Genomic DNA, 13,734 nt, shown 5'->3' with positions numbered 1-13,734 from the left:
GCCGCGAATCGGCCCCGGAACCGGAGGAAACACTGACGCCATGACCACCAACGAATCTTCCCTTGGCTTCCATGTGCAGGCCGGCAAGGCGGCCGACGGCCCGTACGCGCTGGACATCGACCCCGCGCGGGCCGGATGGGGCTACTCCAGCCTGCGCGTGCTCGACCTGCCGCCCGGCGGCTCGCACCAGCTGGTCACCGGCGACAGCGAGTGGATCGTGCTGCCGCTCAGCGGCGGCTGCACGGTGATCACCGAGGGCGAGACGTTCGAACTGCACGGCCGCGAGAGTGTGTTCAGCGGGGTGACCGACTTCGCCTACGTCCCGCGCGACGCCCACGCCACGATCGCCAGCGGCGCCGGGGGCCGCTTCGCCCTCACCGGCGCCCGCTGCGAGCGCAGGCTGCCCGCCCGCTACGGGCCCGCCTCGGCCGTCCCCGTCGAGCTGCGCGGCACCGGCAACTGCTCGCGCCAGGTCAACAACTTCGCGGCGGCCCCCGCCGGAGGCGGAAAAACAGGTGGCAGTTTCGAGTGCGACAAGCTCATCGCCGTCGAGGTGCTCACCCCCGGCGGCAACTGGTCCTCGTACCCGCCGCACAAGCACGACGAGTGCCGCCCCGGCGAGGAGAGCGAGCTGGAGGAGATCTACTACTTCGAGATCGCCGAGGCCCACGGCAACGAGGGCGTCGGCTACCAGCGCGTCTCGCCCTCCGGTCGGGGCCGCGGCACCGACGTGCTGGCCGAGGTCCGCTCCGGGGACGCGGTCCTCATCCCGGACGGCTGGCACGGCCCCTCCATCGCCGCGCCCGGCCACGCCATGTACTACCTCAACGTCATGGCGGGCCCCGGCGAGGAGCGCGCCTGGCTGATCTGCGACCACCCCGACCACGGCTGGATCCGCTCCACCTGGCCCGACCAGCCCGTCGACCCCCGCCTTCCGCTGTACGCAGCCCCTGAAGCTGCCGCCTCTGAAGCTCCCGCCCCTGACGCTCCCGCAGGAGACGCCCGATGACCACCCGCCGCCTCACCGTCGCCCAGGCCCTGGTCGAGTTCCTGGCGCACCAGTACACCGAGCGGGACGGGCAGCGGCACCGTCTGATCAACGCCACCTGGGGCATCTTCGGCCACGGCAATGTGGCCGGGCTCGGCCAGGCGCTGCTGGAGGCCGGGCAGGACACCATGCCGTACCTCCAGGGCCGCAACGAGCAGGCCATGGTGCACGCCGCCGTCGGCTACGCCCGCCAGTCCAACCGGCTCGCCGCCCAGGCCGTCACCACCTCCATCGGACCCGGCGCCACCAACCTGGTCACCGGCGCCGCGCTGGCCACCGTCAACCGGCTGCCGGTGCTGCTGCTGCCCGGCGACATCTTCACGACCCGGCCCGCCGACCCGGTACTCCAGCAGCTGGAGGTGCCGTACGCGGGCGACGTGTCCGTCAACGACGCGCTGCGCCCGGTCTCCCGCTACTTCGACCGCGTCGTACGCCCCGAGGCGCTGATCCCGGCCGCGCTCGCCGCGATGCGGGTGCTCGCCGACCCGGCCGAGACCGGCGCGGTCACCCTGGCCATGCCGCAGGACGTGCAGGCCGAGGCGTTCGACTGGCCGGAGGAGTTCTTCGCCGACCGGGTGTGGCGGGTGCGCCGCCCCGCCCCGGAGCACGCCGAGACCACCGCCGCCGCGCAGGCCATCCGTGCCGCCCGGCGCCCGCTGGTCGTCGCGGGCGGCGGCGTCCACCACAGCGAGGCCGAGGGGGCGCTGCGGGCGTTCGCCGACGCCACCGGCATCCCGGTCGCCTCCACCCAGGCGGGCAAGGGGTCGCTGCGCCACGACCACCCGGCCGACATCGGCGGCATCGGGCACACCGGTACCGCCGTCGCCGACGACCTGGCCCGCAGCGCGGACCTGATCATCGGGGTCGGCACCCGCTACAGCGACTTCACCACCGCCTCCGCGACCCTCTTCGCGGACCCGGAGGTCCGCTTCCTCAACCTCAACATCACCGGCTTCGACGCCCACAAGCTGGCCGCCACCACCCTGGTCGCCGACGCCCGCGCCGGTCTTGAGGCGCTCACCGCCGAGCTGGCCGGTCACCGGGTGGACGAGACGTACGAGGCCGAGTACCGCACCGGCAAGACCGCGTGGGAGCGCCGGGTGGACGCCGCGTACGCCGCCGAGGACGCCTCCGTACGCCCCTCCCAGACGCAGGTGCTGGGCGCGCTGGACGCGGTGGTCGGCGACGAGGACGTGGTGATCAACGCGGCGGGCTCGCTCCCCGGCGACCTGCACAAGCTGTGGCGGGCCCGCTCGCCCCGCCAGTACCACCTGGAGTACGGCTACTCCTGCATGGGCTACGAGATCCCGGGCGCCATCGGCGTACGGCTCGCGGCCCCCGACACCCCGGTGTGGGCGCTGGTCGGGGACGGTACGTATCTGATGATGCCGACCGAGATCGTCACCGCGGTCCAGGAGGGCATCAACATCAACATCGTCCTCCTCCAGAACCACGGCTACGCCTCGATCGGCGGCCTGTCGGAGACCACCGGCGCCGAGCGGTTCGGCACCGCCTACCGCTTCCGGTCCGCCGACGGTACGTACACCGGCGATCCGCTCCCCGTGGACCTGGCCGCCAACGCCGCCTCGCTCGGTATGGACGTGCTGCGCGCCGCGACCGTGGCCGAGCTGCGCGAGGCGCTCGCGGCGGCCCGCGCCTCGGACCGTCCCACATGTGTCTATGTGGAGACCGAAACGGGCGACACAGTGTCGGGCGCACCCGACGCACAGGCGTGGTGGGATGTGCCCGTAGCCGAGACCGCGAGCCGCCCGGCCGCCGTGAAGGCCCGCCAGGAGTACGACCGGCACGCCGCCGGCCGCCGCCGCCACCTCTGACGTTTTTCGAGAGAAAGGCTCCGCACCCATGAAGACCGTCAACCACTGGATCGGCGGGAAGTCCGTCGAGGGCACCTCCGGCAACCACGGCCCGGTGTACAACCCCGCCACCGGCGCCCAGGACACCCGGGTCGCCCTCGCCTCGGTCGGGGACGTCGACGCGGCCGTCGCGTCCGCGAAGGAGGCGTACCGGTCCTGGGGCACCGTCTCGCTGTCCAAGCGCTCCTCGATCCTCTACAAGTACCGCGAGCTGCTGGACGCCCACCGCGACGAGATCGCCGAGCTGATCACCGCCGAGCACGGCAAGGTGCACTCGGACGCGCTCGGCGAGGTGGCCCGAGGTCTGGAGATCGTCGAGCTGGCCTGCGGCATCGCCGAGAAGCTCAAGGGCGAGCTGTCCACCCAGGTCTCCACCGGGGTCGACGTCTCCTCGATCCGCCAGCCGCTGGGTGTCGTCGCGGGCATCACGCCGTTCAACTTCCCGGCCATGGTGCCGATGTGGATGTTCCCGGTGGCCGTCGCCTGCGGCAACACCTTCGTCCTCAAGCCCAGCGAGAAGGACCCGTCGGCCTCCTACCGGCTGGCCGAGCTGGCGGCCGAGGCGGGGCTGCCGGACGGTGTGCTCAACGTCGTCAACGGCGACAAGGTGGCCGTGGACCGGCTGCTGGAGCACCCGGACGTCGCTGCGGTCAGCTTCGTCGGCTCCACCCCGATCGCCAAGTACATCCAGTCCAAGGCCGTCGAGCACGGCAAGCGGGTGCAGGCGCTCGGCGGCGCCAAGAACCACATGCTGGTACTGCCCGACGCCGACCTGGACTTCGCCGCGGACAACGCGATCAACGCGGCCTACGGCTCGGCCGGTGAGCGCTGCATGGCGGTCTCCGTCGTGGTCGCCGTCGGCGACATCGGCGACGACCTGGTGAAGAAGATCGCCGACCGCGCGGCCAAGCTCCGTATCGGCCCCGGCAACGACCCGTCCTCCGAGATGGGCCCGCTGATCACCAAGGAGCACCGGGACAAGGTGGCCTCGTACGTCCACGGGGCCGCCGCCCAGGGCGCCGAGGTGGTCGTGGACGGCACCGGCTACTCGGTCGAGGGCCATGAGAACGGGTTCTTCATCGGCGTCTCGCTGCTGGACAAGGTCCCGGCCACCGCCGACGCCTACCGCGACGAGATCTTCGGCCCGGTGCTGTGTGTGGTCCGCGCCGAGACGTACGACGACGCCATCGAGCTGATCAACTCCTCGAAGTGGGGCAACGGCACCGCGATCTTCACCCGCGACGGCGGCGCCGCCCGCCGCTTCCAGCTGGAGGTGGAGGCGGGCATGGTCGGCGTCAACGTGCCGATCCCGGTGCCGGTGGGCTACCACTCCTTCGGCGGCTGGAAGGACTCGCTCTTCGGCGACCAGCACATCTACGGCAACGACGGGGTGCACTTCTACACCCGGGGCAAGGTCGTCACCACCCGCTGGCCGGAGCCGTCGGAAGAGGTCGGCATCAACCTGGGTTTCCCCAAGAACCACTGATCGCCTGACGCTGAATCCCCCGCCGGTCACCGACCGGCGGGGGTTTCGTCGTATGCGGGGGCAACCATCTACCCCTGTTGTAGGTCTTCTTGAGTGTTCGCCCGAACAATGGGCACACGACCACATTCAGGGGGATTTCCTATGCTTCGTACCCTTCGCTGTTCCGCTGCCGCGCTCGGCCTCGGACTCGTGCTGGCCGCGGGCGCACCCGCGGTCGCGGCCCAGAAGACCGATCCGAACGGCCGCTTCACCGCCGAGGAGATCCACCACTTCCTGGAGGGCTTCTACGGCAACCACGGGCCGCGTCCCTGGGAGCGCGAGAACCTGGTCTCCGACCAGCTGAAGGAGCGGATCGCCCAGAACCCCGGCTACGACCTGCTGCTGTGCGCGCAGAACGAGCCGAGGGACATCGAGGTCGGCGAGGTCACCACGGCGCAGTCCGCCCGGGTCGGCTGGGCGACCATCACCACGCACTGGGGCCAGGGCGCGACCGACTCCTTCACCGCGTACGTCGACCTCGACGCGACCCGGCCCATCGAACTGCTCGATGTGGACTGCGCGACACCTGAGGGCTGACGCGGGCCGAAAGAGCGGGTACGCCAGGAATCCGCCGAAGACGGCCGGTTCCTCGCGTGCAGATCAAGGTCGTAGTCTCGGCGTATGAGCTGGTCACACGCGCTGAAGCAGACGGCCCAGGCCGGTTTGACGATCGAGCGCATCCGGCTGGAGCCGCTGGTCGCGGTCCGTGGCGCCTGCGGTGTGGCCATCGTCATCGGGCTGACCCTCTGGTTCGGCTCGCCGACCCTCGCGGTGTCGTCCGCGTTCGGCGCGTTCTCCGCCGGGATCGCCATCTTCCAGAAGAGCTGGCGGCCCCGCCCGGAGTTGGCGCTCGCCGCCGCGTCCCTGCTCGCCGTCTCCACCTTCCTCGGCTATCTGGCCGCCGCCCACGTCGCCACGTTCGTCGTGATGCTCGCCATATGGACGCTGCTGACCGGCATGTCGTGGGCGGTCGGCCCGGTCTCCGGGCTGGTGTCGACCCAGATGGTCGCGGTGATGCTGGTCACCGTCACCCTCCCCACCTCGGTGCTCGGCGCCCTGGAGCACGCCGCGCTGATCGGGCTCGGCGGCGTCGTCCAGGCCGTGCTGATCGTGCTCTTTCCGGTACGGCCCTGGGGTGTGCAGCGCGACGCCCTCGCGGACGCGCTCGCGGGCGTCGCCGACTACGCCCGGCGGCTGCGCCACGACCCGCAGGCGCCGTTCGACCCACAGCCGCTGATGGACGCCCGCAGCGCCGCCGCGCTCACTCCGCGCGAGGCGAAGCGCCGCCCGCGCCAGCTGCGCGGCTACCGGCTGCTGGCCGAGCGGATACGTCCGGTGCTCGCCTCGATGGCCGACCCCGTGGTCGGCGCCCCGATGCTCGGGCCCGAGCGCGACCGGGTGCGGGAGCTGCTGGCCGCGACCGCCACCGTGCTGGACGCGGTGGCCCACGCCATCCGCCGGAACAAGCCGGTCCGGCTGCCGCCCGAGGCGATGGCGGTGCTGGAGGTACCGGCGAGCGGCCCCCTGCTCAACGGCGCGGCCCGCCGCGCCGCGCTGAAGCTGATGGCCCTGGTGAACGACGTCGTGGAGTCCTCGGACGAGCGGGTGGAGACGGTGACCGCCGAGGGCACCAGGGACCGCCGCCACCTGCCCCGCCCCACCGTCCCCGGCCTGGTGCCGGTGGCGCTGCGCGCGCTGCGCCGCGAGGCCCGCTGGGACTCGCGCATCCTGCGGCACGCGGTGCGGCTCTCGGTGGTCGCCGTCTGCGGCTATCTGCTGGGCGCCATGCTGCCGTTCGGCCATGGCTACTGGGCGCCGCTGACCTCCGTGATGGTGCTGCGTCCGGATTTCGGCCAGACCTTCTCGCGCGGGGTCGCCCGCTTCTTCGGCACCCTGGCCGGGGTCCTGATCGGCGGGCTGGTGGTGACGCTGGCCCACCCGGACCCGTATGTCAGCGCCACGCTGGCCGTGGTGTGCGCGGCCTTCATGTTCATGCTGCTGCGCACCGGCTTCATCGTGGCCTCCCTGTGCGTGAGCGCGTACGTGGTCTTCCTGCTCGGCATCGCGGGCGCGGAGGTCGGCCAGACCGTCCAGGCGCGGGTGGCGCTGACGCTGCTGGGCGGGCTGATGGCGATGGCCTCGTACGTGGTCTTCCCCGCCTGGGAGACTCCGTTGATGCGCGACCGGCTGGCCGACTGGCTGGATACCGGCGGCCAGTACGCCGTCGCCGTCTTCGACGCCCACGCCCGCCCCGCCGAGCGCCGCCCCCGGCAGGTGCGGGAGGCGCTGCTGGACCAGCGGGCGGCGCGCAGCGAGTACGAGGCGCTGGAGGCCCGGGCGCGCCGGGAGCCGGTGCGCCACCGCGGGCTCGGCCCCCGGGCGGCGCAGGAGGCGCAGACAGCGCTGTCCACCGCGGGCCGGGTCACCATGCTGCTGGAGGCGCATCTCCCGGACCGTGACGCGGCCCCGTCGAAGGAGTCCGGGGAGTTCGCCGCGGCGCTGCGGACGGCGGTTCCGAAGGCGGTGGAGGCGGTCCGGGAGCGGCGGCCGCTGGACTGGACCGCCGTACAGGAGTCGCTGGAGCACTGGCAGGAGCGCGCGGGGGAGCGGCAGGGGGTCGCGGTGCGCAGCGCCGAGCTGTTGGTGGAGGCGCTGGACGACCTGGCGCAGGCGCTCGCCGGGGGCGCGCGGCAGCAGCCGGCGCTCCAAGACCCCACGCGTGGGGGGTGACCCCTCGCTGTTAGGGGTGCCCCCTACATCTACTGTCGTGTTAGAACATTTAGGGGCAGCTTGTTCTGACACATCTTCTGATGGGTGAGCGGCTGTTGCGACCGCGAACCCGATGAGGGAAAGACTTTTCACGTACATGGGTGCTCAGCAAGAAGGCAGCGTCTGGATTCGACGGTTCCATCCGGCCCCCGACAGCCGCGTGCGGCTGGTCTGTCTGCCGCACGCCGGGGGTTCGGCGCCGTTCTTCTTCCCGGTGTCACAAGCGCTTTCACCGGCCGTCGACGTCCTCTCGCTGCAGTATCCGGGGCGTCAGGACCGGCGTCTCGATCCGCGGATAGAGAACATCGGTGAGTACGCGGACGCCATCGCCGCCGAGTTGAAGCCCTGGCTCGATCGGCCGATCGCCTTCTTCGGCCACAGCATGGGCGCCGTCCTCGCGTTCGAGGTGACGCGGCGACTGGAGGCGGCCGATCCGGAGTTCTCCCCGGTCGCCGTCTTCGCCTCGGGCCGCCGGGCACCGTCCCGTTACCGGGACGAGAATGTGCACCGCCGTGACGATGACGGCATCGTGCGCGAAATGAAGGTGCTGAGCGGAACCGACGCACGGGTCCTCGGAGATGAGGAGATCCTGCGCATGGTGATGCCCGCGATCCGCGGTGATTACAAAGCGATCGAGACCTACCGCTCCGAGCCGGGTGCCACCGTCCGCGCCCCGATCACCGTGCTGACCGGCGACGACGACCCCAGGACCAGCCTGGACGAGGCGCGGGCGTGGCAGGAGCACACCACCGGCGCGTTCGACATCCGGGTGTTCCCGGGTGGCCACTTCTTCTTGGCCAACCATCAAGCGGAAATCACGAGTCTGGTGTCCGGGGTGCTTTCGGCGTCACGTCCCTGACCCGGCCGATTCGTATCGCACGACCGAAACGCAATTCGCCATACGTCACGTTTCAGGCCCTCGGCGTCATCGACCCGGGGGCGTGAGGCGATGATTCGCCGGGGGATGAGTCCTGTGCCCATAAATCTCTTCGAGTGGGAGAGCCGTCTCTCCGTCCTGCGTGAAATGCTGCACGGCGCGACGCAGGGCCGAGGACGGCTGGCGCTGGTCAGCGGCGCGGTGGCCAGCGGCAAGACCCGGCTGCTGGACAGCTTTGCCGAACAGGCAATCGACAGCGGCGCGTTGCTCCTCGAAGTGACCGCTTCGCGGGCCGAACGCGAACTCCCCTTCGGTATTCTCCGAAAGATATTCGACAACGCCGCCATGCCCCCGGACGTCCGCTCCGAGGCGGTCACCCTGCTGGCCGACATGGGTCCGGAGAGTACCGCCGCGGCCCGTATGCACGTGATGTCCCAGATTTCGTCGGTGCTGCTGCGGCTGGTCGACGAACGCACGCTGGTGATCGCCGTCGACGATGTGCACTGCGGCGATGATCATTCCCTGCAATTCCTGCTCCACCTCGCGCGCCGGGTCCGCCAGGCGAGGGTGCTCATCGTCCTCACCGAATCCCCCCGGCTGCGCCAGCGGCAGCTCACCTTCCACGCCGAACTGCTCCGCCAGCCCAACTGTGTGCGCATGCGGCTGCCCATGCTCACCGAGGCGGGCGTCGCCGAGGCGCTGTCCAACACCCTGTCCGCCACCGTCGCCGCCCGGCTCGCCCCCGAGTGCCACCGCCTCTCCGGCGGCAACCCGCTGCTGCTGCGCGCGCTGCTGGACGACTGGCGGGCCGGTGGCGAACACGGCGAGGCCCTGCAGCGCCCCACGCCCGGCGACGCGTTCGCACAGGCCGTCCTCGGCTGTCTGTACCGGGGCGAGCCCGACGTGGCGGCGATCGCCCGCGGTGTCGCCGTTCTCGGCGACGCCCGTTCCCCCCGCCACCTGAGCAGCCTCCTCGACCTGAGCGTCGGCACGGTCGAGCAGGGCGTCCAGGACCTCCACGAGTGCGCCGTCCTGGACCACGGCCGGTTCCGCGACGAGGTCGCCCGTACCGCCGTACTCGACGCGGCGCCCGCCGCCGTCCGCCACGACCTGCACACCCGGGCCGCCCGGCTGCTGCACGCCGACGGCGCCTCCGCGCTCGACATCGCCCGCCATCTGGTCCGCGGCCACCAGGACGGCGAGCCCTGGACCGTCCCGGTCCTGCGCGAGGCCGCCGAATACGCCCTGGTGCAGAAGGAACTCGACGTCGCGCTCCGCTGCCTCGAACACGCCCACCGCGCGTGCGAACCGGGGCCCACCCGCACCGCCCTCAAGGCGCGGCTCGTCAGCGTCGCCTGGCGGGTCGGCCCCGCGGTCGCCGAGGGATATCTGCCGTCGCTCACCGAGGAGGCCGAGAAGGGCTGGCTCGCCCCGCGCGACATCGCCCCCATCACCTCGTACCTCGCCTGGTCGGGGCGGCTGGACACGGCCGCCGACGCCATCACCGCGCTGAGCCGCACGGCGGGCCCCGGCGTCACCGATGGCGACGACCCCGCGATGGGCGCCGCCCTCTCGGCCTCCATCCAGTGGCTGACGATGCTCAGCCCGCCGCTGCGCGACCGCCTCCCCGCCCTCGGCGCCGGGGCCGCGAAGGCCACCGGCTCCCCGCACGACGTGGCCGACCTCGCCCACGCGCACGCCGCCGCCACCCTGTCCACCGCCTTCACCGAGGGCCGGACCGACCAGGCGGTCATCGAGGCCGAACGGGTCCTGCAGCGCTACCACCTCGGCGACAACACCCTCCAGCCGCTGGTCATCGTCCTGTACGCGCTCGTCGTCACCGGCCGCCTGGACCTCGCCCTGTCCTGGTGCGAGCGGCTGCTCGGCGAGTGCTCCTCCCGCAGCGTCCCCGCCTGGCAGGCGATGCTGTCCGCCGTACGGGCCGAAATCGCGCTGCGCCAAGGCGACCTCCAGGTGGCCGCGCACCAGGCGCGCGGCGCCCTGGCGCAGATTCCGGCGCCGGGCTGGGGGGTCGGCATCGGTCTGGTGCTGTCCTCGCTGATCCAGGCCGAGACCGGGATGGGCCACTACGACGAGGCCATGGCGCTGCTCGAACAGCCGCTCCCCGACGGGCTCTTCCGCACCGTCCCCGGGCTGTACTACCTGCGCGCCCGAGGCCGCTGCCACTTGGCCACCGGCCGCTACCACGCCGCCCTCGGCGACTTCACGGACTGCGGGGAACTGGCCGCGTCGTGGCGCATGGACACGCCCCGGCTGGCGTCGTGGCGGCTGGACGCCGCCGAGGCGTGGCTCGCCCTCGGCAACCCCGCCCAGGCCCGGTCCCTCGCCGAGGAGCAGCTGCGGCGGGGCGCCGGTGACGGGCGGCTGCGCGGCGGTCTGCTGGTGGTCCTGGCCCGCACCGACCAGCAGCGGCAACGGCTGCCCCGGCTCAAGGAGGCCGTCGAGGTGCTGGAGGGCGGCGACGACCGCATCCAGCTCGCCGTCGCACTCGGCGAACTCGGCCGCGCCTACCGCGCGATGGGCGACTTCAACCGGGGCCGGGTCTACGTCCGCAAGGCGTGGCACGTGGCCAAGTCCTGCGGCGCCGAGCCGCTGTGCCGCGAGCTGATGCCCCGCCACGCGGAGAGCGGCGAACTGGTGGCGGCCGCCGCCGCCCAGCCCGGCCAGGGCGCCGAGCCGCAGCGCGATGTGGAGGCCCTGACCGAGGCGGAGGTGCGGATCGCGGTGCTGGCCGCGCACGGCAACACCAACCGGGAGATCGCCTCGAAGCTGTTCGTCACCGTCAGTACGGTGGAGCAGCACCTGACCCGCATCTACCGCAAGCTGAACGTCAAGCGCCGCCGGGACCTGCCCGCCAAGCTCTCCGACAGCAGCCTGACCGGCACGGTGTGACACCCCCTAGGCCAGGAGGCCCCGTTCCATGGCCGTCATCACCGCGGCCGTGCGGTCGGAGACGCCGAGCTTCTTGAACGAGCGCAGCAGATGCGTCTTGACCGTGGCCTCGGCCACGAACAGCTTGGCGCCGATCTCGGCGTTGGTCAGCCCCTGGCCCACCAGCCGCAGTACCTCACGCTCGCGCCCGGAGAGCGGCGACGGCTCGGCCGCCCTGCTGCGGAAGAGCTTGCCCGCGAGGGACGGCGTGAGCACCGTCTCGCCGCGCGCCGCGGTCTGCACGGCGCTGATCAGCTCCTGGCGTGAACTGCCCTTCAGCAGATAGCCCGCGGCGCCCGCCTCCACCGCGCGCAGGATGTCGGAGTCGTCCTCGTACGTGGTCACGATGACGACCTTGCAGCCGGGCACCTGCCGCAGGATCTGCGTGGTGGCCTCGACGCCGTCCATCCCGCCCATGCGCAGATCCAGCAGGATGATGTCCGGCCGCAGCGCCTTCGCCTGGACCACCGCCTCCTCACCGGAACCGGCCTGTCCGACGACGGTGATGCCCTCGGCGGAGTCCAGCATGGCGCTCAGACCCTCCCGCACCACGGGGTGGTCGTCGGCCAGCAGCACCCGGATGGGTTCTTGGTCAGCCATGCGCTGCCTCCCCGGCCAGCGCCGTCGCCGGCACGTCCACCTCGACGGTGGTGCCCCGCCCGGGGCTGCTGGTGATGGACGCCATTCCGTCGATCTCCTCCATCCGGGCCTGCATCCCGCGCAGCCCGTACCCTTCCTGCGTGCCGTCCGGGGTGAAGCCCTCGCCGTCGTCGCGGATCAGCAGCCGGATGCCGTCATCGTCGAAGACCAGGACCACGTCCACCGTACGGGCCTGCTTGGCGTGCTTGCGGACGTTCGCGATCGCCTCCTGCACCGAGCGCAGCAGGACGACGCTGACCGCCATCGGCAGGGGCGGTTCTTCGCCCCTGACCGAGCACCGCACCTCCAGGCCGGTTTCGGCGATCAGCCCGTCCGCCTGCCGCCGCACCGCCTGCACCAGCGAGCCGCCGCGCAGCGCGGGCGGGGTGAGCGCGGCCACGAAGTCACGGGCCTCGGCGAGTGATTCCTTGGCCACCCGCCCGGTCAGCGCCAGATGGTTCACCGCCTGGTCCGGTGCGTCGTACACCTCCGACTCCGCCGCCTGGACCAGGCTGATGATGCTGGTCAGCCCCTGCGCCAGGGTGTCGTGGATCTCCCGGGCCAGCCGCTCGCGCTCGGCGGAGATACCGGCCTCGTGGGACAGCCGGGCCTCCCGCTCCCGGCTGCGCCGCAACTCCTCGATGAGCAGCCCCCGCTCCTTGCTCTGCCGCACCACCCGTTTGATCCACATGCCCAGCAGCAGCGACAGCGCGATGCTCAGCAGGGAGATGGGCACCACCTCCCAGACGTTCAGACCCACGTCCTCGCCGACGAACGCCACCACCAGCACGGGGCACAGATTGGCCACCGTGGCCAGCACGACCGCCGGGCCCATCGGCAGGCTCATGATCAGCATCGGGATGACCGCGAACAGCGCGAAGGCGCCGATCAGGTTGAACGCCGTGGTGGCGCAGAACAGCGCCACCAGGACGAGCGCGAAGACCAGGTTCCGCGGCCCGTGGCTCGCCTCGATCATCAGCCCCCGGCCGACCGCCGCGTACCAGGGCACGATCAGGGTCAGCGCGGCGATCGGGAGGGAGTGGTCGACCTGGGAGCCGCTGGAGAGCAGCAGCAGGGCCGCGGTGACGACGTAGGAGACGGCGAAGAAGCCGTCCCAGAGGCCGAACCAGCGGGTGCCGGACTCGGGGCCGTAATACGCGCCGGTCGGCGAGTCGTCCCCCGGGGAGTGATTGCGCACGGCCTCAGTACTACCACGCGTGTCCCCCGTGTCCACCGGTCGGTTGACAGCCGGATCCCACCGTTCAGTCGTCGCGCGGCGCGGGGCCCGCTTCTAGCGTTGTTCCCGGTGGGACCGGTGGGACAACCAGCCGTCACACCACGAAGCACATCGCCCTCTTGGCTTGGAGAACGTCGTATATGCCACAGCTGAGCCAGTTCATGGCCGCGCTGATCGCCAGCGGAACGATTCTGACGATCGTCCTGGCGACCGACCTCGGCCGCCGCCGCATCACCACGATGCGGATGGCGCGTTCGATCATCGCCGTGGCCGTCGTCATCGCGATCTTCGTCCACTCCTTCCCGACCAAGGGCGACAACGACCTGTCGCTGCAGCTCGTGGGTGTCGGCATCGGTGTCATCTGCGGCCTGATCGCCGGAGCGCTGCTGCCCGCCTATAGGGACGCCTCCTCGGGCGCGCTCTACACCATCGGTGGCATCGGCTACGCGGTGGTGTGGATCATCCTCTCCAGCGGGCGCATCATCTTCGTCTACGGCGCCGAGCACTGGTTCCCGATGGGCCTGATCAAGTTCTCCATCGAATACGGGATCAGCGGTCAGGACACGTACTCCAACGCCTTCATCTTCATGGCGCTGGCCATGGTGCTGACGCGTACGGCCGTCCTGCTGGCCAAGATGCGCAAGCTGAAGGCCCAGGAGGCCGCCGGAAACGGTCAGCTGCCCGAGCAGGCCCCTGACGGTCAGCAGACCGCGGACAGCCAGCAGACCGCGGACAAGGCATCGGCCGAAGCCTGATTACATAGGCCGCCAACCCCGCCGGGCCCGCACCCGGCACCCATCTGGAAGCAAGAGC

General features: G+C 71.6%; 10 protein-coding genes. 8 read left to right on the top strand and 2 right to left on the bottom strand.

The annotated features are described in order from the left end of the window. Positions 1 to 40 precede the first annotated feature (40 nt). The 7 genes from iolB to ACFV9T_RS08585 all read left to right on the top strand — a co-directional run bounded on the left by iolB (position 41) and on the right by ACFV9T_RS08585 (position 11,006). Positions 41 to 1,009, top strand: coding sequence for a 5-deoxy-glucuronate isomerase (gene iolB / locus ACFV9T_RS08615; protein WP_385437664.1), 969 nt, complete (start codon positions 41 to 43; stop codon positions 1,007 to 1,009). After that, a complete protein-coding gene (gene iolD, locus ACFV9T_RS08610) occupies positions 1,006 to 2,883 on the top strand; it encodes a 3D-(3,5/4)-trihydroxycyclohexane-1,2-dione acylhydrolase (decyclizing) (protein ID WP_385437663.1) in 1,878 nt (625 codons plus the stop codon). Before iolB ends, iolD begins: the two co-directional genes overlap by 4 nt. Before the next feature lie 28 nt (positions 2,884 to 2,911). Continuing rightward, the gene (locus ACFV9T_RS08605; protein WP_385437662.1) at positions 2,912 to 4,408 is read left to right on the top strand and encodes a CoA-acylating methylmalonate-semialdehyde dehydrogenase; all 1,497 of its coding nucleotides are present in this window, start codon (positions 2,912 to 2,914) and stop codon (positions 4,406 to 4,408) included. Positions 4,409 to 4,549: 141 nt separating this feature from the next. Beyond that, positions 4,550 to 4,984: a hypothetical protein gene (locus tag ACFV9T_RS08600; RefSeq protein ID WP_385437661.1), complete on the top strand. Its 435-nt coding sequence runs from the start codon at positions 4,550 to 4,552 to the stop codon at positions 4,982 to 4,984. Between the two features lie 84 nt (positions 4,985 to 5,068). Further along, positions 5,069 to 7,177 carry an FUSC family protein gene (locus ACFV9T_RS08595; protein WP_385437660.1) on the top strand — a complete coding sequence of 703 codons (2,109 nt, stop codon included), beginning with the start codon at positions 5,069 to 5,071 and terminating at the stop codon, positions 7,175 to 7,177. A 136-nt stretch (positions 7,178 to 7,313) separates the two neighbouring features. Then, positions 7,314 to 8,075 (top strand): thioesterase II family protein, encoded by a 762-nt coding sequence (locus ACFV9T_RS08590; RefSeq protein ID WP_385437658.1) that lies wholly within the window; start codon positions 7,314 to 7,316, stop codon positions 8,073 to 8,075. Between the two features lie 105 nt (positions 8,076 to 8,180). Then, a complete protein-coding gene (locus ACFV9T_RS08585; RefSeq protein WP_385437657.1) occupies positions 8,181 to 11,006 on the top strand; it encodes an AAA family ATPase in 2,826 nt (941 codons plus the stop codon). Between the two features lie 6 nt (positions 11,007 to 11,012). Here ACFV9T_RS08585 and ACFV9T_RS08580 read toward each other — a convergent pair whose 3' ends face one another. Both ACFV9T_RS08580 and ACFV9T_RS08575 read right to left on the bottom strand, forming a co-directional pair. Continuing rightward, the gene (locus ACFV9T_RS08580) at positions 11,013 to 11,645 is read right to left on the bottom strand and encodes a response regulator (protein ID WP_385437655.1); all 633 of its coding nucleotides are present in this window, start codon (positions 11,643 to 11,645) and stop codon (positions 11,013 to 11,015) included. Further along, a complete protein-coding gene (locus tag ACFV9T_RS08575) occupies positions 11,638 to 12,882 on the bottom strand; it encodes a sensor histidine kinase (RefSeq protein ID WP_385437654.1) in 1,245 nt (414 codons plus the stop codon). The genes ACFV9T_RS08580 and ACFV9T_RS08575 overlap by 8 nt, the downstream gene beginning before the upstream one ends. Before the next feature lie 179 nt (positions 12,883 to 13,061). Between ACFV9T_RS08575 and ACFV9T_RS08570 the strand changes: the two genes are divergently transcribed. Next, entirely contained in the window at positions 13,062 to 13,676 is a 615-nt protein-coding gene (locus ACFV9T_RS08570; RefSeq protein ID WP_385437653.1) for a hypothetical protein, read from the top strand. Positions 13,677 to 13,734: the final 58 nt, after the last annotated feature.

Origin of the sequence: Streptomyces sp. NPDC059850, from assembly GCF_042731515.1 — a bacterium.
In the GTDB taxonomy this organism is placed as follows: domain Bacteria; phylum Actinomycetota; class Actinomycetes; order Streptomycetales; family Streptomycetaceae; genus Streptomyces.
Note: the sequence above shows the minus strand (reverse complement) of the source record. Positions and strands in the feature narration are given on the sequence as shown.

Coding starts and splice junctions, on each gene's coding strand:
- ACFV9T_RS08590 (WP_385437658.1), top strand. CDS start 7,314: ATGGGTGCTCAGCAAGAAGGCAGCGTCTGGATTCGACGGTTCCATCCG.
- iolB (WP_385437664.1), top strand. CDS start 41: ATGACCACCAACGAATCTTCCCTTGGCTTCCATGTGCAGGCCGGCAAG.
- ACFV9T_RS08605 (WP_385437662.1), top strand. CDS start 2,912: ATGAAGACCGTCAACCACTGGATCGGCGGGAAGTCCGTCGAGGGCACC.
- iolD (WP_385437663.1), top strand. CDS start 1,006: ATGACCACCCGCCGCCTCACCGTCGCCCAGGCCCTGGTCGAGTTCCTG.
- ACFV9T_RS08570 (WP_385437653.1), top strand. CDS start 13,062: ATGCCACAGCTGAGCCAGTTCATGGCCGCGCTGATCGCCAGCGGAACG.
- ACFV9T_RS08585 (WP_385437657.1), top strand. CDS start 8,181: ATGAGTCCTGTGCCCATAAATCTCTTCGAGTGGGAGAGCCGTCTCTCC.
- ACFV9T_RS08600 (WP_385437661.1), top strand. CDS start 4,550: ATGCTTCGTACCCTTCGCTGTTCCGCTGCCGCGCTCGGCCTCGGACTC.
- ACFV9T_RS08580 (WP_385437655.1), bottom strand. CDS start 11,645: ATGGCTGACCAAGAACCCATCCGGGTGCTGCTGGCCGACGACCACCCC.
- ACFV9T_RS08595 (WP_385437660.1), top strand. CDS start 5,069: ATGAGCTGGTCACACGCGCTGAAGCAGACGGCCCAGGCCGGTTTGACG.